Source organism: Ruegeria sp. AF8 (assembly GCF_056541825.1).
The window spans coordinates 165,456-183,705 of sequence record NZ_JBQFYW010000002.1; the positions used below are offsets into that span (position 1 = coordinate 165,456).

Here is an 18,250-nt window from a genome sequence, read left to right on the forward strand (position 1 = left end):
TCACTCCTGCCCTTCGAGCTGTTCGGCCTCAGCCGCCGCTTGCGCCGCCACATCCTGAATGAGCGGCACCGCCACGGGCATATCCAATCCAAGAACAAAGGCCCGCCCAAAACCCCAGACCTGCAATGCCAGTCGCAAGCACAACACCGAAAAGGCGACCGGAGCCAGCAGTTTTGCGGGCCAGATCGGGATACCGATATCGATCGAGCTGTCCCGGCTCCACAGCGGCGCGCCAAAGTCGAAAGAGCGGTCGAAATGCGCCCAACTGCCCCAAACCAGCGCCAGCATCAGAACCAGGATCAGCACGACCGAGATGAGTTCGAACAGCCACAACGCGCGGCCATGCAGCCGTGCGATCAGGATGTCCATGCGGATATGTCCGCCATTTCGCTGCACGAAGGATATTCCCAGAAAGGCGATCAGTGGCATCGCCTGTTCGATCCAGTCCACATAACCCGGCAGCGGGGCGTTCATTGCGTTGCGCCCGCCGACCGAGACCACTGCCAGCACCATGAGCGCAAAAACGGCCATTCCGCTGAGCAGAGCGAAAATCCGCTCCAAATGTAAAAGATACTGATCGAGACGGCTCAGGAGGCTGTCATCCTCCAGCACCGTGGCATGTCCTGCCATCGTGGAATTCCCCTGTTGGTCGGAAATGACGGACCGGGCGCAATGGCCCGGCCCTTGCGATCAGCTGCCGCCGCGCTGATCCTTCAGCGTTGACTGGACAAGATCATAGAGTTCCTGAGCGGGCAGCCCCTGTGCCGACATATCGGCAATCCACTGATCCCGGATCGGATCAGCCGCCTTGGCGCGGAAATCGGCAATCACCTCATCCGAGATCATCACCTTTTCAACGCCTTTCTCGTCGAGCACCCCGTCCCATTTCTTCAGCAGCTCACCGTAGTTTGCCAGATAATGCGCAATGGCTTCATCGATCGAACTGTCGAGCGCCTCACGATGTTCGGGGCTCAGCGCCTCATAGGCCTCGATATTCACCACCACCGGACAATTCACCGTACCGGGGTTCAGGTTCGCCGTCCACCAGTCGGCCTTGTTGATGGTGCCAAAGCTGAGATGCGCGTGCTGGGCAAAGGCAACGGTATCGACAACGCCCGATTCCATCGCATTGTAAGCCTCGGTCGCCGGGACTGAAGTGGGCACACCGCCTACCGCCTCGAACGCCTGCCCCAGGCCACCTGTGGCACGCACACGCATACCGTCGAACTCGGCCAGATCGTCGCGCGGATCGCCGGTACCGACAAGATTGTATTGCGGCATCGGTGAAGTCATGACGATCTGCGCGTTCCACTGGGCCATTTCATCCTTGACCGCCGGGTGTCCATAGACTGCGTGGCTGACGGCAACTTCTTCTTCCAAAGTGTTCACGCCCAAAAACGGCAGCTCCAGCACTGTAATCGCCCGGTTCTTGTCGCGATGGTAACCGGCGCAGAATTGCGCCATCTCAAAGGCGCCGATCGAAATGCCGTCCAGATTCTCTTTCGGCTTGGACAGACCGCCATAGCTGACATTTATGGTGAAATCGCCGCCGGTCTTTTCGCTGACAAGCTCGGCAAGTTTCTCGACGTGTTCAGTAAAGGCACGACGCTTGCCCCAAACTGACGCATTCCACTCGGTCGCTGCCGCTTCGGTGACAAAAGCAAGGCTCAGGGCGGCGAAAGCCGCACCGCTCATCATCTTGTTCATTATGGTCTCTCTCCCTTATCCGCGGTCCCTCTGGCAGGCCGCTTGCAAAAGAAGCTAGCGCCAACAATACCAACTGCCAACCCCTCGGCGCCGTGACGGGCCGTCAGCCCGGACCCTCTGCCCAAATCCATGAGAGCGCAAACGGAAACAAAATGTCGCGCAGGCATTCCGGATCAGAACATGGCAAGTCGGCGTCCCGCCATCCGCAATACCCCTGATGCGGCAGAGATTCATTAACATCAAAATTATTTAAAAACAAAGATTTATAAAAACTCCCTTCACAAAACTTTAACAATTTTTTCAGTTAGACAAAATATCTTTACAGACAAATCTTTGGTTTACAGTAATTTATTTCCTTATTTTCAGTCTTGGCTATTATCTCCCGCAGGGTAGGAACCGGATCGACAAAGCCTGTGTGACGGGCGAAAACGGTCTCGGAGCAATCAACGACCAGGGAGGACCCCCAGAATGAACGCCGCCGCTCATTCCGAAGCGAAAGTCTATCCGCCAACCGCTGAGACGGTTGCCCGCGCACACGTGAACGCTGAAAAATACACCGAGATGTATGCGGCCTCGATCGCCGATCCTGTCGCCTTCTGGGACGATCAAGGCAAGCGGGTCGACTGGATCAAACCCTACACGCAGGTCAAGGACGTCAACTACGATTTCGGAAATGTCAGCATCAACTGGTATTCGGACGGCACGCTGAATGTTTCGGCCAATTGCTTGGATCGCCATCTGAAAACCCGTGGTGATCAGACTGCGATCATCTGGGAACCCGATGATCCAAACGACGAAGCGCAGCACGTTACCTACGCAGAGCTGCACCGCCGCACCTGCCGGATGGCCAACATTCTGGAATCGATGGGTGTGCGCAAGGGCGACCGGGTCGTCATCTACCTGCCGATGATCCCCGAGGCCGCCTATGCCATGCTGGCCTGCGCCCGTATCGGCGCGATCCACTCTATCGTATTTGCGGGCTTCTCGCCCGATGCTCTGGCGGCCCGGATCAACGGCTGCGACGCCAAGGTCGTCATCACCGCCGACGAGGCGCCGCGCGGAGGCCGCAAGACGCCGCTGAAATCGAACGCGGACGCCGCCCTGCTGCATTGCAAGGACACGGTGAAATGCCTGGTGGTCAAGCGCACCGGCGGACAGACCACCTGGATCGACGGGCGCGATTATGACTACAACGAAATGGCGCTTGAGGCCGAGGATTACTGCGCCCCCGCCGAGATGGGCGCCGAGGACCCGCTGTTCATCCTCTATACCTCCGGTTCGACCGGCCAGCCCAAAGGCGTGGTCCATACAACCGGCGGCTATCTGGTCTATGCCGCAATGACGCATGAGATCACCTTCGACTATCACGATGGCGACGTGTACTGGTGTACGGCGGATGTGGGCTGGGTCACCGGTCACAGCTATATCGTCTATGGCCCGCTGGCCAATGGCGCGACCACGCTGATGTTCGAAGGCGTGCCGACCTTTCCTGACGCCTCACGGTTCTGGCAGGTGTGTGAAAAGCACAAGGTCAACCAGTTCTACACTGCCCCCACCGCGATCCGCGCGCTGATGGGTCAGGGCAACGAGTTCGTTGAGAAATGCGACCTGAGCGATCTGCGCACGCTGGGCACCGTGGGTGAACCGATCAATCCCGAGGCCTGGAACTGGTACAACGAGGTTGTCGGCAAAGGCAAATGTCCTATCGTGGACACCTGGTGGCAGACCGAAACCGGCGGCCATCTGATGACTCCCCTGCCCGGCGCGCACGCGATGAAACCCGGCTCGGCGATGAAGCCGTTCTTTGGCATTCAGCCGGTGGTTCTGGACCCGCAATCGGGTGTCGAGATCAGCGGCAACGGGGTCGAGGGCGTACTGTGCATCAAGGACAGCTGGCCCGGCCAGATGCGCACCGTATGGGGCGATCACGAGCGGTTCCAGAAGACATATTTCGCCGATTACAAAGGCTACTACTTCACCGGTGACGGCTGCCGCCGTGACGAGGACGGCGATTACTGGATTACCGGCCGCGTGGATGACGTGATCAACGTATCCGGTCACCGCATGGGTACAGCCGAGGTCGAAAGCGCGCTGGTGGCGCATGCCGCCGTGGCCGAGGCCGCCGTTGTGGGCTATCCGCATGAAATCAAAGGGCAAGGTATCTATTGCTATGTCACTTTGATGAATGACCGCGAACCTTCGGATGATCTGCTGAAAGAGTTGCGAACATGGGTCCGCACCGAGATCGGCCCGATTGCCAGCCCTGACGTCATTCAGTGGGCGCCGGGCCTGCCCAAGACCCGCTCGGGCAAGATCATGCGCCGTATCCTGCGCAAGATTGCCGAGAACGACTTTGGCTCGCTGGGTGACACCTCGACTCTGGCCGATCCGTCGGTAGTCGAAGATCTGATCGAAAACCGCGCGGTCAAGTGAGGGCGTGATGGACACTGCCGTAACATCGACCCCCGCCGTTCTGATCCTTCTCGGCCCTCCGGGCGCCGGGAAGGGCACGCAGGCCCGGATGCTTGAGGAAAAGTTCGGTCTGGTCCAACTTTCGACCGGTGACCTGCTGCGCGAAGCGGTCGCCGCCGGAACCGAGGCCGGAAAGGCCGCCAAGGCCGTCATGGAGGCCGGAGAGCTGGTGAGCGATGACATCGTCATCGCCATCCTGCGCGACCGGTTGGCTGAACCGGACTGCGCTGGTGGTGTCATTCTGGACGGCTTTCCGCGCACCACGGTTCAGGCCGAGGCGCTGGACGGGCTGCTGGCGGAAACCGGGCAAAAGATCGGAGCCGCCATCAGCCTTGAGGTCGAAGACGCCGAAATGGTCTCACGCATCTCGGGCCGCTACACCTGCGCCGGTTGCGGCGAGGGGTTCCACGACCGGTTCAAGATCCCGGCGGTCGAAGGCAAATGCGACAAATGCGGCCACACGGAATTCAAGCGCCGTGCCGATGACAATGCGGAAACAGTTGCTTCGCGGCTGTCTGCCTATCATGCCCAGACCGCACCTTTGATCGACTACTACGCGGAAAAAGGTGTTCTGACAGAGATCAATGCCATGGGTGAGATCGAAGAGATCGCTCAGGGACTCGCGTCCATCGTCAAGGGGGCGATGGGCTGAGCGGGTAATACCGGGGCGGCCCAGGGCCACCCAACCCCCTTAAAATCTGACCGGACAAACCGCCTTGGCGGACCGGTGAAGGCATGTCTGTTGGCCGGAGTATGGCGGCAGGCAAGTGGAGAGGTTTGCCCGGGCAATGGGCGACCCTGGAGGAAGCAAGGAGGAACCGCCATGGCGGATCGCACTACAAACTCCGTGCAGACGGCCGAAGCCGATAAGAGCTATTGGCAGGCCAACGTACGGATCATCATCGTCAGCCTCATTATCTGGGCGCTGGTGTCTTTCGGGTTCGGCATCCTGCTGCGCCCCATGTTGTCGGGTATCGCAGTGGGCGGCACCGATCTTGGCTTCTGGTTCGCCCAGCAAGGCTCGATCCTGGTCTTTCTTGGCCTGATCTTTTTCTACGCCTGGCGCATGAACAAGCTCGACCGTGAATACGGCGTGGACGAGGAGTAGAACGCCATGGATCAGTTTACCATCAACCTGCTGTTTGTGGGCGCGTCCTTTGCGCTTTACATCGGCATCGCGATCTGGGCCCGTGCGGGTTCCACATCGGAATTCTACGCCGCCGGGCGCGGCATTCACCCGGTCACCAACGGGATGGCAACTGCTGCTGACTGGATGTCGGCGGCTTCGTTCATCTCGATGGCGGGCCTGATTGCCTTTACCGGCTATGACAATTCCAGCTTCCTGATGGGCTGGACCGGCGGTTACGTGCTGCTGGCGCTGCTGCTGGCGCCTTATCTGCGCAAGTTCGGCAAATACACCGTGTCCGAGTTCATCGGCGACCGGTTCTACAGCCCGACCGCGCGCGTGGTGGCCGTGATCTGCCTGATCGTTGCCTCGACCACCTACGTGATCGGCCAGATGACCGGCGTCGGCGTGGCCTTTGGCCGCTTTCTTGAGGTGTCGAACACCGCTGGCCTTCTGATCGGTGCCTGCGTTGTGTTTGCCTATGCCGTTTTCGGCGGCATGAAGGGTGTGACCTATACTCAGGTGGCGCAGTACTGCGTTCTGATCACCGCATACACCATCCCGGCGGTCTTTATCTCGCTGCAACTGACTGGCAACCCGATCCCGGCTCTCGGCCTGTTCGGGGACACCGCGAGCGGCGAACCGCTGTTGACCAAGCTGGATGGCATCGTGACCGATATCGGTTTCAAGGAATACACGATGCACCACGCCGATACGCTCAACATGGTGCTGTTCACCCTGTCGCTGATGATCGGCACAGCTGGTCTGCCGCACGTTATCATGCGCTTCTTTACAGTGCCGAAAGTGGCCGACGCCCGCTGGTCGGCCGGCTGGGCGCTGGTCTTCATCGCGCTGCTGTATCTGACGGCACCGGCGGTTGGCGCCATGGCACGTCTGAACATCACCGACATGATGTGGCCCAACGGCACCAATGGCGAAGCGGTCTCGGTCGAGCAGATCGAAAACGACGCGCGCTATGACTGGATGGCCACCTGGCAGAAAACCGGCCTGTTGGGCTGGGAAGACAAGAACGGCGACGGCAAGATCCAGTACTATAACGACAAGTCCGAAGCCATGCAGGCCAAGGCTGCCGAAAAGGGCTGGGTCGGGAACGAACTGACCAACTTCAACCGGGACATCCTGGTTCTGGCAAACCCCGAGATCGCCAACCTGCCGGGCTGGGTTATCGGTCTGGTCGCTGCCGGTGGTCTGGCCGCCGCACTGTCAACTGCCGCCGGTCTGCTTCTGGCCATCTCCTCCGCCGTCAGCCACGACCTGATCAAGGGATCGATCAACCCGTCGATTTCGGAAAAAGGCGAGTTGCTGGCCGCACGGATCGCCATGGCCGTTGCCATCGCCGTCGCCACCTATCTGGGTCTGAACCCGCCGGGCTTTGCGGCGCAGACGGTTGCGCTGGCGTTCGGTCTGGCCGCGGCCTCGATCTTCCCGGCGCTGATGATGGGCATCTTCTCGAAGCGCATCAACAACACCGGTGCGGTTGCGGGGATGCTCGCGGGCCTGATCGTGACCCTGGTCTATATCTTCCTGCACAAGGGCTGGCTGTTCATTCCTGACACCAACTCGTTCACCGATGCCGATCCGCTGCTGGGCACGATCAAGTCGACCTCGTTCGGCGCCATCGGTGCGGCGGTCAACTTTGCCGTGGCCTATGTGGTCGCCGGTATGACCAAGGAGACCCCGCAGGAGATCAAGGATCTGGTCGAAAGCGTGCGTATCCCGCGCGGTGCCGGTGCCGCACAGGATCACTGAGGTGTCGGGCCTCTGGACTGGTTCCCTCCCGAATGAGGCCCGCCCTTTTTGACCAGACGGTCCCGTCCGGATATTCCGGGCGGGGCCGTATCAGTTTCTTGCCAAGGTTACCCCGATGCCACTGTCACCCGATCAGATCACCCGGTTCCTGGAATCCGTCCATCCCTATGACGGTCTTCCGCGCGCAGCGCTGGAAACCATTGCGCCGCAAATTGAGGCGTGGGAGGTAGAGACCGATTTCGCAGTCTACGATCTGGGCGAAAAACTTCCGGGATTATTCATCATCTACCAGGGCACGATCGAAATCAGCGACGAAAATGGTGTCGTCGTGTCCCATCTCGGTCTGAGAAACTCGTTTGGCGAACGCGGGTTGTTGCGCAATGGCAAGGCGGTGACCAGCGCCCGCGCCGATGCACGTTCCGTGCTTCTGGTCCTGCCGCCGGCCTTGTTTCACGAACTGATCGCCGCGCATGAGGTCGTGGCCAGGTTCTTCAACCGGGCCCGTGGACCGAAACCGCATCAGGACAATCTTGCCACAAGTGCGGTCGATACACTGATGACGCGCAACCCGGCCACCTGTGTCGCCGGGACATCCGTGCAGGACGCCGCGCGCCTGATGCGGGATCATGGCATTTCCTCGGTCTGTGTCACCGAGAACGAAGTTTTGAAGGGCATCGTCACGGTGCGCGATTTGTCAGGTAAGGTCGTGGCCGAGGCCCTGCCCGCCGCGACGCCCATTTCGGACATCATGACCCCCTGCCCGCTGACCCTTTCGCCCGGCGACATCGGCTCGGACGTGCTGCACGCGATGATGGAACACCGGATCGGGCATATCCCGATCACCGAGGGCGGGCGGCTGGTCGGGATGGTTACACAGACCGATCTGACCCGATATCAGGCGGTCAGTTCTGCCGAGCTGGTCAGCGCCATTGCAGATGCGGACAGTGCCGATGAGATGGCCAGTGTAACCGCGAAAATCCCTCGCCTGTTGGTGCAACTTGTGGCAGGCGGCAACCGGCACGAGGTGGTTACTCGTCTGATCACCGACATCGCCGACACCGCCACCCGCCGTCTGCTGACGCTGGCCGAGGCACGACTCGGCCCTCCGCCCGTGCCCTATCTTTGGCTGGCCTGCGGCTCGCAAGGGCGTCAGGAGCAGACGGGACTTTCGGATCAGGACAATTGTCTGGTGCTGGACGATGCCGTGACCGGGGCCGACATGCCTTATTTCGAAGCGCTGGCGAAATTTGTCTCGGACGGTCTGGATACATGCGGATATTTCTATTGTCCCGGAGAGATGATGGCGACAAACCCTCGCTGGTGTCAGCCGCTCCGCGTATGGAAGGAGTATTTTGCCGGCTGGATCACCAAACCCAACCCCGAGGCGCAGATGCTGGCGTCGGTCATGTTCGACCTGCGTCCCATTGGCGGAACCGTCGGCCTGTTTTCCGACCTGCAGACCGACACTTTGAAAGCCGCAAGCCGCAACTCGATCTTCGTGGCCCATATGATAGCCAATTCGCTTAAACACACGCCGCCGCTGGGATTGCTGCGAGGCTTCGCGACGATCCGCTCGGGCGAGCATCGCAACACGCTCGACCTTAAACACAACGGTGTCGTGCCAGTGACCGATCTCGGGCGGGTCTATGCGTTACAGGGGCAGTTGACCGAAACCAACACCCGTGCGCGCCTCAAGGCCGCCGAAGCGGCGGGAGTGCTGAGTCCATCCGGTGCGCGCGACCTGCTCGATGCCTATGACCTGATCGCGGAAACCCGGCTGGAACATCAGGCAACGCTGGTTCGCAGGAATGACAAACCCGACAATTACCTGGCCCCTGCGGAACTGTCCGATTTTGAGCGAAGCCATCTGCGCGACGCCTTTGTCGTGGTAAAGACGATGCAATCTGCGGTCGGGCACGGCAAAGGTATGCTGAGCTGACGCCGGGATTTGGGAGGAGGAGGCACCATGTTTCTGGAACTGATTGCTACGGTTTTTGCGGGTGTTGCCATCGCCGGGCTGGTGATGCTGATCAACCGCGCGACCGGAGGCCGCCTGCCGCGCTGGCTGGTGCCGGTAGTGGCGGGGCTGGGCATGATCGGGGTCACGATCACCAGCGAATATTCCTGGTATGATCGCACCCGCACCGCCCTGCCCGACGAGCTTGTCGTCGTGCAAGAGGTTGAAAGCCGTGCACTGTACCGCCCCTGGACCTACATAGCACCCTTTGTCGATCGCTTCGCTGCCATCGATGCCGCATCGGTTCAGACAAACCCGAAGGTTTCCGGCCAGCGCCTTGCCGATCTCTATTTCCTTGGCCGCTGGGCACCGGTGTCAAAACTGCCGGTTGTCGTGGACTGCACGGGTTTGCGGCGGGCCAACCTGTCCGATGGCGTTGAATTCGGCCCGGATGGAGAGGTTGTGAATGCCGAATGGATAAAGGCAGGCGCTGATGATCCGTTGATTGCGGCAATCTGCGAGGTACAGCGGTGATGTCCGGGCTGAGCCTTCGGCTTCGTGTCTTTCTGTTTTTCTGCCTTTTGGCCGCAGGCGGGCTGGCCGTGACCGGCGGGGCGCTGTGGCTGGGATACAGCCGCGCCGGAGCCCCTGACCTGCTGGACGCTTTCGTTTTCAGCGGGTTGCTGGTGGCATTCGGATTGCTGGGGCTGATCGTCGGGGTCTGGCTGCTGTTTGACGAAAACGTCGCTAAGCCCATCGAAAGACTGTCCGCGCAGATGCGAGCGCGCGCCCATGCGGGCGTGGCAACCGATCTGGATCTACACACGGCCCGCTATCTGGGCGATCTGGCCCCGGCCGCGGCCGGCCTGGCCGGAGTTTTGTCGGACACCACCATGAATACGGCCGAAACCGTTGCCGCCGAAACCGCGCGTTTGATGGCCGAAAAAGAACGCCTGACCGCGTTGCTTACCGACATTCCGGTTGCGATGGTTCTGGCAAGCCCACACCATCAAATCGTACTCTATGACGGCCAGGCCGCCGAGGTGTTGGCACAAATCGCGCCTCCGCGCCTCAACGCGCCGCTGTTCGACTATATGGGTCGTGACGCGCTGGAGGAGGCCTATGCCAGGCTCATCAAGACCGGCAAGGATGTGTCCTGCACCCTGTTCGGCGCGGACGGCGCGCAATCCTATGCGGTTCGGTTGAAGCCGCTTGGCAACGCGCCGGGCTATATGCTGATATTCGAAGAGGCCACGGCGCATATCCCACCGGACGCGGCGCGCCCTCTGGTCTATGATTTCGATCTGCTGGAGGCGCGTGTCGATGACGTGTTCGAGAACCGGCCGCTTGCGGATCTGTGCTTTGTTGTATTCGACACCGAAACCACCGGCCTGTTGCCGCACAAGGACGAAATTGTCCAGATCGGGGCTGTTCGCATCCTGAAAGGTCGCATCATTGCGGGTGAAACACTGGACATGCTGATCGATCCGGGCATTCCAATCCCGCCCGCCTCGACAAAGGTCCACAAGGTCAGCGACATGATGGTTCAGGGCGCGCCGGACATCGCCGCGGCCGGCCGCGCCTTTCATCACTTTGCCCGCGATGCGGTGATCGTGGCCCATAATGCCCCCTTTGACATGGCCTTTCTTCGCCGGCATTCGCACCGCATGGGGGTCGGATGGGATCATCCGATCCTGGACACGGTGCTGCTGTCCGCCGTCCTGTTCGGGGCCAGTGAAACGCATACGCTGGATGCGCTATGCGATCGGATGGGCGTAACCATCCCCGACGCTTTGCGCCACACCGCGCTTGGCGATGCACGGGCCACGGCGGAGGTTCTGGTCAGGATGCTTCCCATACTTCACGCCCGCGGCATGCGCACCTTTGGCGACGTGGTCGCCGAAACCCGCAAACATGGCCGTCTGCTGGAGGACCTGAACTGACGCAAAAGGCCACCGCGCCGACCTTGCTCCATGGACAAAGCGCGCCAAGCGTGGCAGGTGGGGCGGACTCAAGGATACGAACGCGCGCGATGACCGAAAAGACTTTTATTCCCGGCACGGACTCAACCCTTGCCTTTCGCGAGGCGTTGGGATGTTTCGGCACCGGCGTCACGGTTGTCACCACGGCAACCGCATCCGGACCGGTCGCAATTACCGTGAACTCTTTTTCTTCGGTTTCGCTGACACCGCCCTTGGTGCTTTGGTGTCTGGGCCGGGACTCCAACCGTTTCGACGCCTTCAGCACGACCCGCCACTATGCCATTCACGTGATGGCCGAAGACCAGCAGAACCACGCCCTCAGTTTTGCCCGCAACGGACTTGATTTTGCCCATGCCGAATGGATGCCGGACAGGAATGGCACGCCCTTGCTTGCCGGCTGCCTGGCCAGGTTCGATTGCCGGCTTGATGCCCGGCACGAGGCCGGAGACCATCTGATCATCGTCGGGGAAGTCGAACAGGTCATGTACCGCACCGGCAAGGGCCTGATGTTCAAACGCGGGCAATACGGCGCCTTCAAAGACCTGCTTTGAAACGCTCGGCTGCTACTTAGTGGCCGACAAACCCCTGAGGTGAATTGCCCAATGGGCAAGAGGGGCAGCGCCCCTTTCCGGGCTCCTCACTCCGAACACCGGCCTATTCGTCCGGAGCGCCGTGAACGGCGAATGCTTCCAGTTCGGCTTCTTTCGGCGTGATCACCCGATAGGCTTCGTGAACCCCGGTCTCTCCTAACTCGCGTGCGACGGTCAACAAGGTATTGGGCGCATGTTCGTCGCACAGCCCGGTCATCTGCGCGATTTCTTCCCGCGCAACGCCGAGCGCAACATTAACGGAGGGCGCACCGTAACGGTCGACGAAATGCTCCGCCAGCCCCTGCGTGAGACGTTTGATCTCGGCCTCTTCTACCTGCGTCACAGCGATAAATGTCACGCGTCCGAAGGTCTCAAGCCCAAGCCACCCGTTGGAAAATGCCTGCCGCGCCTTACCCACCAGATCGGCCTGCGACCAGTTTGAAAACTCGAACCCGCCTGAGATGCACCATTCTCCGGTGCGCGCCGGAGAGTGAAAGACATTCAAATCGCTTTCATCGAAATGGATTGCGCGCGCGAGTTTCATTCCTGTTTCTCCAACACTGTTTCCATCGGCACGAGATGCGTTCGGGCGTCATCCCGGATCAGCATTCCAAAGCGTTCGTCCGTACCCAGAAAAACACCCTTCCGATCACCGTTCGTGACCGGTTCGCCAACGCCTCGCAGCAGGACCATCCATTCACCGTGCAAAGGGGCGTTGCCGTCCTCTTCCCAACGGTTGAGCCAGGTCAGTGTGTGACGCGACCAGCTTTCGATCAATCCTGCCGGGGACACCTCGACGCAGCCCTCGTCATAGAGTGCGGTACGATCTGGCGTCTCGCCCGGCGCACCGGTCTGCATGAGCGCCAGCGTCCAGCCGATCACCAGCCAATCCGGTATCTGGCCGGGGTCAGAGGTCGAGGCCGCCGCGCGAAATTGCCCGCAGGCCGCACCGTTGACGCAAATCAGCCCGCCCCACCCCAGATGCACGGCCACTTCGGGCGGAGCAAGCACTCCCAACGCATTCTGGAATCCGACCGCACAGAGCGGCAGCATGGCCATCGCATCCCGCAATGGCACTTCCGGGGCAAAAACGATGGCCACCCGCAAACGGTCCGCCTGAATGTTGTAGGCCACCGTGCCCGCGTCGCAACCCAGCGCCGCGAGAGCCTGAGCGCGTTCGAACGGCTCTTCCCGCCCCTGCAGGGCGTGGCCCACAAGCAAGGGGGGAAAAACCGGGTGGGTCATGCGTGACCCTTGGTGATCAGATCGCGTGCGATGCGCCGGAAGGCGTCGGCCTGCGGGCTATCGGGCTTGCTGACCACGATAGGGGCGCCGCCGTCTGCCGCAACCCGGATATCGAGGTGCAACGGAATCTCACCCAGAAGCGGCACATCCAGCGCCTTGGCCTCGTTGGCGACGCCACCATGTCCAAACACATGCTCTTCGTGCCCGCAATTGGAGCAGATATGGGTGGACATGTTTTCGATCATGCCATGGATCGGGGTCTTGAGCTGACGGAACATGTCAATTCCCTTACGCGCATCGATCAGCGCGACATCCTGCGGCGTCGATACCACGATGGCCCCGTCCACCTTGAATTTCTGGCTGAGCGTCAGCTGCACATCGCCGGTGCCCGGCGGCAGGTCGACGATCAGCACATCCAGCGCGCCCCATTGCACCTGTCCCATCATCTGTTGCAAAGCACCCATCAACATCGGGCCGCGCCAGACCACCGCCTGACCCTCGTTCACCATCAAACCCATCGACATCATCGTGACGCCATGGTTGCGCAGCGGCAAAATGGTTTTGCCGTCGGGGCTGGCCGGACGACCCGATACACCCAGCATGCGTGGCTGTGACGGGCCGTAAACATCGGCATCCAGCAAACCAACCCGGCGCCCTTCGGCGGCAAGCGCACAGGCCAGGTTGGCTGAAACGGTGGATTTGCCCACCCCGCCCTTGCCCGAGGCGACGGCGATGATGCGATCCACCCCCGGCACCGCCTGCGGTCCGGTTTGTGACGGTTTGGGTTTCGGTTTCAAATCCGGCGGCGCTTTTTCGGAATGCGCCGTCATCATTGCCGACACTTTCTCGACGCCCGCGACCATCTTTGCCGCCTGTTCGGCGGTGGCACGCACCGGCTCCATCCGCTCGGCCTGTTGCGGATCGATCTCCAGAACGAACCTTACGGTGTCGCCTTCGACATTCAGCGCACGGACGATGCCTGCGCTCACGATGTCCTGGCCCGAAACCGGGTCTGTAATCTTTTTCAGGTTCGCCAGAACCGCGTCACGGGTGCTCATGCGTCGTCATCCTTGATCTGGCCGGTCACCACATGCTCTACCTCCAGCCCGTCGATGGTCAGCACCACCTTGGCCTCAAAGCTTTTGTCTGCGGGGTTACCCGCCTTGCGCAGCCCCTCTTCGATGGCCTGCTGGCTGGTCACACCCACCTGCTTGAGGAATTTGCGCATCGACATGTTGTAGTCTCCGCTCATCGCATGTGTCTCCATCTCATTCTGTTCATTTGACGCAATCGTCCCAACCCATCTAGGTTTGAGCCATGCGCTTTGTCTTGTTGTGCCTGAGCCTGATGCTCTACACCAGCCCCTCTTGGTCGCAAGAGGTGCTTGGCTTGGCCGCACCCGACGACGTGGCACGATCGGGATTGTTGAAACATATTCTTCCACGCTTTTCTCTCAAGACCGGTGTCAAGGTTGTCGCAGTCGAAACCGGGCCGATGGAAATCGTTACAGAAGCGCCCGGTGATCCGGTATTCCAGCGCAACGGCACACTTTATCTTCTGCGAATCGAGGACAAGCCCAAACAGCAAAGATTCCGAAAATGGCTGTTGTCCGATATCGGCAAACGGACGGTCGAAAGCTTTCAGCCCGAAAACGGGGCCTCCTTCAGTGCGCAGTTCGACGTCGCGGCGGTCACGGACACTCCGGAATTCGACGGCAATGCCGCGCTTGGCGCAAAGCTGTCTCTCAGCCATTGCGGGCGCTGCCACGTGATCGGACCGGAAAACCGGATGAACGGCCTTGGTTCGACGCCGTCTTTCGCGGTGCTGCGCACGCTGTCCGACTGGTCGGTGCGATTTCAGCAATTCTATGTCCTCAATCCGCATCCCGCCTTTACTCAGATCGAAGGCATAACCGCTCCTTTCGATCCCGAACGCCCACCGCCGATCCATCCTGTGTCGATCACCCAATCCGACCTGGAAGCCATTCTTGCCTTTGTCAGCGCCATTGCAGCCGCCGATCTTGGCGCGCCTCTGCAATCTCAGTGATCCTTTCGCTTGCCGAAATAATCCTCGGTGGTGACGACGCGCGGTTTGGGCTTGCCTGTGAACGGGTTGTTCTGGCTGTGGAACTGGGCCTGAACCCGGCAATCGTCGCACATCTGGATCAGGCGCGCCTGATCGGATGAAGCAAACATAGGATGATTTCCGGCCAACTTCTCCATGATCCGTTCGATGGTGGATTTCACCCCGAACGGTGCGCCGCATTCGACGCAGGCGAATGGCTCTTCTTCGTTCAGCACGCACTGAGAAAGCGCGGCGTCGTTCAGATTCAGTTGCGGAACCAGAGTGATCGCGGTTTCCGGGCAGGCCGTCCGGCACAGGCCGCATTGCAGGCAGGCATCCTCCTGAAAATTGAGCTGCGGTTTGTCCGGGTTATCGGTCAGGGCCGCTGACGGGCAGAGCGACACACAGCTGAGGCACAAAGTGCAGGCATCGGTGTCGACGACCACCGCGCCATAGGGGGCAGTTTCAGGCAAGGGCAGCGGTGCCTCGGGCTCGGGATTGAGCGCCTTTGCGGCAAGTCGCGTTATCTGGCGCCGGTTACCCAGCGGCAATACCGGTTCCGCCAGGGGCGCGGGCACAGGTTGCGCGTACAGAACCTCGGCCAACGCATCCGGATCGGTTTCGTCGATCAACCCGATCGAACTTTCGCCCGCTATCGCCTGCGCCAATTCCAGTTCCCGGGCCAGCGCATTGCGTTCGGTTTTGGGAGAAGCCAGAACATCCACCCGCGCGAAGCCATGCGACAGTGCCGCCAGCATCTCGGCATGGCCAAAGCCGGACACGATACCCAGTTCCAGCGGAAGCACACTCGCCGGCAACCCGCGACCGAAGCGGGCGGCCAATCGGATCATCTCGGCCCCGAACGCGTCATGCACCAGCAGGCGCGGCGACCCGCCGCCAGCTTGCCGATAGGTCCGTGCCAAAACCTGCATCCGGGCCAGAACCGAGGCGACCGGCGGATCTTCGTAGGTGATGGCCGTCGAAGGGCATAAAGCGGCGCACTCACCGCAGCCTGCACAGACCATCGGGTCGATCTGAACGTGATCGCCGACCGGAGTTATTGCCCCGGTCGGGCAGGTGTCGAGGCAGTTCGAACAGCCCGCCTGCCCCGCACGTGAATGGGCGCACAGGTTTTCGTTAAGGCGGACATACAAAGGTTTTTCGAAGGTTCCGACCAATTGCACAGCCTCAAAGGCCAGACCGGCGACTGCGACAGCATCCCGGTGGTCCGCGCTGAGATACCCTTCGCGTTTCTCGGGCGCATGCACCAGTGCAGATCCCCCACCAAGATCTATGACGATATCGCAACGCGACCTGGCCCCGTCGCGCGGCGCGGACCAGCCAAATGCGCCACGCCCCCCCGGCACAAGCCGTTGCATCGCATCAAGACGCAATTCGAACCCGCCCAGCGCGCCCTGAACCTGTCTTATTTTTCCGCGTATGGTATCGAATGCCCGCGACATGGGGCTGGCGCCGTCTGTCACCAGAACCGTCACGGCCAGACTGTCCGACAACCGCTGCGCAAGGTCAAAAGCCACGTCGCCCGGCCCGACAATGAAGCAGACGCCTTCACTCACGACATCCCGGCTGGGCGTCACCGGAAGGGGCAACATCGCTTCGGCCGCCAGCGCGGCCATTTTCGGCACCGCGTCCCGACCCTCGTCCGACCAGCCTGCCCGATCGCGCAAATCCACGAGCCCGAATGCGTCGACGCCAAGCTCTTCGGCGAGTTCCTCGAACACCACGCTTTCCTGCCCGCAGGCGATGAATAGCTCCCCCTCGCGCTGCATCGCTTCAGCGGCGGCGGACAGTTCAGTTGTGCAAAGCGCCGAGTGTACGCGAGAGCAGGTTGCCCCACACGCCCTGGCGACTAGATCTGCATCCAACGATTGCGTCCCACCGCAATCGCACAATACCAGTGTTTTCTCCATATCTCCCCTCGGGCAAACCTGTTCGACCGCCAATCACGCGCGCAACCGGCTGGTAAAGCAAGATGTGAAGCAAGCAAAAAAACGCCGCGCCATTTCTGCACTATAGTTCACAAAATTGGACACGCCAGCGAAGCGAACAAGAAAATTCCATCGATAAAATAATGGTGATTGCAAAAATTATCTTTTCTACGGACTTGGCACAGCCCCAGTTTGTGTACCATAGTTCACAACGCGGAAGGATGGGGAGAACCTTCCAGGGAGGAATACGTGGCCAAGGCCGCCAATCACATTGAAATGCCACTGGGCGTCGTCGTCCGGAAAACACCTGGCGTGACCCGATGGGCCACGTGGAACTGGCGTGCTGTCGCCGTATTGCCCGGCGCGGGGCCTGCCGACTGGCTGGAACTGCGGCGCGACGGCGATGCGGTCGAATACCACGCTGCCACGTTGCCGCTGACGCTCTGGGCATCCGACACCGAGGCCTACAAGGTCAATCTGTCTGACAGTCAGCCGTCAGTCTATCTGGTGCTGCGCGACGAGGCTGACAGCGGCGACACGCTGAACGCGGTTCTGGTCACGGCTTCTCCGTTCGAAGGGCAGGACTATGCCGACACCGGCGAAGAAATCGTCGAAAAGATTCCAATGCCCGAGGGGCTGATTGCCTGGATGCGGGATTTTACCTTGAAACACCATCGGGACGAGGCATTTGTGAAACGCCGCCGCGACAAGAAACGGGTGGATCTGGTGGAGGATGGCAAGGGCGACGCCCGCATCCGGCAGGACACGGACGTCTACCGCGCACCGCGAAGGGTCGTGCAATGAACTCTCCGGGCGATTTCTGGTCCCGCCGGAAGGCTGCCGTTCAGGCCGAGGCCGATGGCAAACGCATTTCGGCAGAAGCTCGGACGGTTGAGGCACGACAAGCCGAACTTGAGCAGAAGAGCGATGCTGAAATTCTGGCAGAGCTGGATTTGCCCGACCCGAACGACCTCAAACCCGGTGACGATGTCGCGGGGTTCATGGCTCGTGCCGTTCCCGACCGCATCCGCCGCCGCGCCTTGCGGCAGCTGTGGCGGCTGAACCCGGTACTGGCCAATGTGGATGGGCTGGTGGACTATGGCGAGGATTTCACCGACCCTGCACGAGTTCTGGACAATATACAGACGGCATATCAGGTCGGTCGGGGCATGATGGCGCATGTCGAAGCAATCGCCACCACATCCGAACACGAACACAAACCGGACGAGGATGAAGCCCCCCATGGCGAAATCACCGGCGGCGACCTGCCCATCGTAGAACCGGCACCGGCTCCTGAGACCGGGGTAGAAATCGCCGTCGCCGAAGAAGACGCAACAACAGCCGCACCGATTCCGCGACGGATGCGGTTTGAATTTGAAGGATAATCC

Annotated in this window: 18 protein-coding genes; 11 read left to right on the plus strand and 7 right to left on the minus strand. The window is 60.7% G+C overall.

The window, feature by feature from the left end:
- Nucleotides 1-630: a TRAP transporter small permease subunit gene (locus tag ACR0AO_RS06210; protein WP_480601252.1), complete on the minus strand. Its 630-nt coding sequence runs from the start codon at nucleotides 628-630 to the stop codon at nucleotides 1-3.
- A gap of 60 nt (nucleotides 631-690) precedes the next feature.
- A complete protein-coding gene (gene dctP, locus ACR0AO_RS06215) occupies nucleotides 691-1,707 on the minus strand; it encodes a TRAP transporter substrate-binding protein DctP (protein WP_480601256.1) in 1,017 nt (338 codons plus the stop codon).
- A 468-nt stretch (nucleotides 1,708-2,175) separates the two neighbouring features.
- Between dctP and acs the strand changes: the two genes are divergently transcribed.
- The 8 genes from acs (at nucleotide 2,176) to ACR0AO_RS06255 (ending at nucleotide 11,565) form a co-directional block, all read left to right on the plus strand.
- Nucleotides 2,176-4,140 carry an acetate--CoA ligase gene (gene acs / locus ACR0AO_RS06220; protein ID WP_480601259.1) on the plus strand — a complete coding sequence of 655 codons (1,965 nt, stop codon included), beginning with the start codon at nucleotides 2,176-2,178 and terminating at the stop codon, nucleotides 4,138-4,140.
- Nucleotides 4,141-4,147: 7 nt separating this feature from the next.
- A complete protein-coding gene (locus ACR0AO_RS06225) occupies nucleotides 4,148-4,831 on the plus strand; it encodes an adenylate kinase (RefSeq protein WP_480601263.1) in 684 nt (227 codons plus the stop codon).
- A gap of 171 nt (nucleotides 4,832-5,002) precedes the next feature.
- Nucleotides 5,003-5,287, plus strand: a complete 285-nt coding sequence (locus tag ACR0AO_RS06230) for a DUF4212 domain-containing protein (RefSeq protein ID WP_480601265.1) — start codon at nucleotides 5,003-5,005, stop codon at nucleotides 5,285-5,287.
- A 6-nt stretch (nucleotides 5,288-5,293) separates the two neighbouring features.
- Nucleotides 5,294-7,075 carry a sodium:solute symporter family protein gene (locus tag ACR0AO_RS06235; protein WP_480601268.1) on the plus strand — a complete coding sequence of 594 codons (1,782 nt, stop codon included), beginning with the start codon at nucleotides 5,294-5,296 and terminating at the stop codon, nucleotides 7,073-7,075.
- 115 nt (nucleotides 7,076-7,190) lie between these two features.
- The gene (locus ACR0AO_RS06240) at nucleotides 7,191-9,014 is read left to right on the plus strand and encodes a DUF294 nucleotidyltransferase-like domain-containing protein (RefSeq protein ID WP_480601270.1); all 1,824 of its coding nucleotides are present in this window, start codon (nucleotides 7,191-7,193) and stop codon (nucleotides 9,012-9,014) included.
- Between the two features lie 27 nt (nucleotides 9,015-9,041).
- Nucleotides 9,042-9,566 (plus strand): hypothetical protein, encoded by a 525-nt coding sequence (locus tag ACR0AO_RS06245; protein ID WP_480601273.1) that lies wholly within the window; start codon nucleotides 9,042-9,044, stop codon nucleotides 9,564-9,566.
- On the plus strand, nucleotides 9,563-10,975 hold the full coding sequence (locus ACR0AO_RS06250; RefSeq protein WP_480601275.1) for a 3'-5' exonuclease: 1,413 nt from the start codon (nucleotides 9,563-9,565) through the stop codon (nucleotides 10,973-10,975). Before ACR0AO_RS06245 ends, ACR0AO_RS06250 begins: the two co-directional genes overlap by 4 nt.
- A gap of 89 nt (nucleotides 10,976-11,064) precedes the next feature.
- Entirely contained in the window at nucleotides 11,065-11,565 is a 501-nt protein-coding gene (locus ACR0AO_RS06255; RefSeq protein ID WP_480601277.1) for a flavin reductase family protein, read from the plus strand.
- Nucleotides 11,566-11,668: 103 nt separating this feature from the next.
- Here the strand turns inward: ACR0AO_RS06255 and ACR0AO_RS06260 are convergent, their stop codons facing one another.
- The 4 genes from ACR0AO_RS06260 to ACR0AO_RS06275 are packed head-to-tail and all read right to left on the minus strand — an operon-like array spanning nucleotide 11,669 to nucleotide 14,101.
- Nucleotides 11,669-12,148, minus strand: coding sequence for a DUF6505 family protein (locus tag ACR0AO_RS06260; RefSeq protein WP_480601279.1), 480 nt, complete (start codon nucleotides 12,146-12,148; stop codon nucleotides 11,669-11,671).
- A complete protein-coding gene (locus ACR0AO_RS06265; RefSeq protein WP_480601281.1) occupies nucleotides 12,145-12,849 on the minus strand; it encodes a biotin/lipoate--protein ligase family protein in 705 nt (234 codons plus the stop codon). The genes ACR0AO_RS06260 and ACR0AO_RS06265 overlap by 4 nt, the downstream gene beginning before the upstream one ends.
- Entirely contained in the window at nucleotides 12,846-13,907 is a 1,062-nt protein-coding gene (locus tag ACR0AO_RS06270; RefSeq protein ID WP_480601283.1) for an Mrp/NBP35 family ATP-binding protein, read from the minus strand. The genes ACR0AO_RS06265 and ACR0AO_RS06270 overlap by 4 nt, the downstream gene beginning before the upstream one ends.
- A complete protein-coding gene (locus ACR0AO_RS06275) occupies nucleotides 13,904-14,101 on the minus strand; it encodes a DUF6494 family protein (protein WP_480601285.1) in 198 nt (65 codons plus the stop codon). The genes ACR0AO_RS06270 and ACR0AO_RS06275 overlap by 4 nt, the downstream gene beginning before the upstream one ends.
- A gap of 65 nt (nucleotides 14,102-14,166) precedes the next feature.
- Here ACR0AO_RS06275 and ACR0AO_RS06280 point away from each other — a divergent pair, with 65 nt between their 5' ends.
- Entirely contained in the window at nucleotides 14,167-14,895 is a 729-nt protein-coding gene (locus ACR0AO_RS06280; RefSeq protein WP_480601289.1) for a hypothetical protein, read from the plus strand.
- On the opposite strand, the gene ACR0AO_RS06285 is transcribed toward ACR0AO_RS06280, so the two are convergent.
- On the minus strand, nucleotides 14,889-16,844 hold the full coding sequence (locus ACR0AO_RS06285; protein ID WP_480601292.1) for a 4Fe-4S binding protein: 1,956 nt from the start codon (nucleotides 16,842-16,844) through the stop codon (nucleotides 14,889-14,891). The two genes, ACR0AO_RS06280 and ACR0AO_RS06285, sit on opposite strands and share 7 nt — an antisense overlap.
- 267 nt (nucleotides 16,845-17,111) lie before the next feature.
- Here ACR0AO_RS06285 and ACR0AO_RS06290 point away from each other — a divergent pair, with 267 nt between their 5' ends.
- Both ACR0AO_RS06290 and ACR0AO_RS06295 read left to right on the plus strand, forming a co-directional pair.
- Nucleotides 17,112-17,666 carry a DUF3305 domain-containing protein gene (locus tag ACR0AO_RS06290; protein WP_480601295.1) on the plus strand — a complete coding sequence of 185 codons (555 nt, stop codon included), beginning with the start codon at nucleotides 17,112-17,114 and terminating at the stop codon, nucleotides 17,664-17,666.
- Entirely contained in the window at nucleotides 17,663-18,247 is a 585-nt protein-coding gene (locus ACR0AO_RS06295) for a DUF3306 domain-containing protein (protein ID WP_480601298.1), read from the plus strand. The genes ACR0AO_RS06290 and ACR0AO_RS06295 overlap by 4 nt, the downstream gene beginning before the upstream one ends.
- The last annotated feature ends 3 nt before the right edge of the window (nucleotides 18,248-18,250 follow it).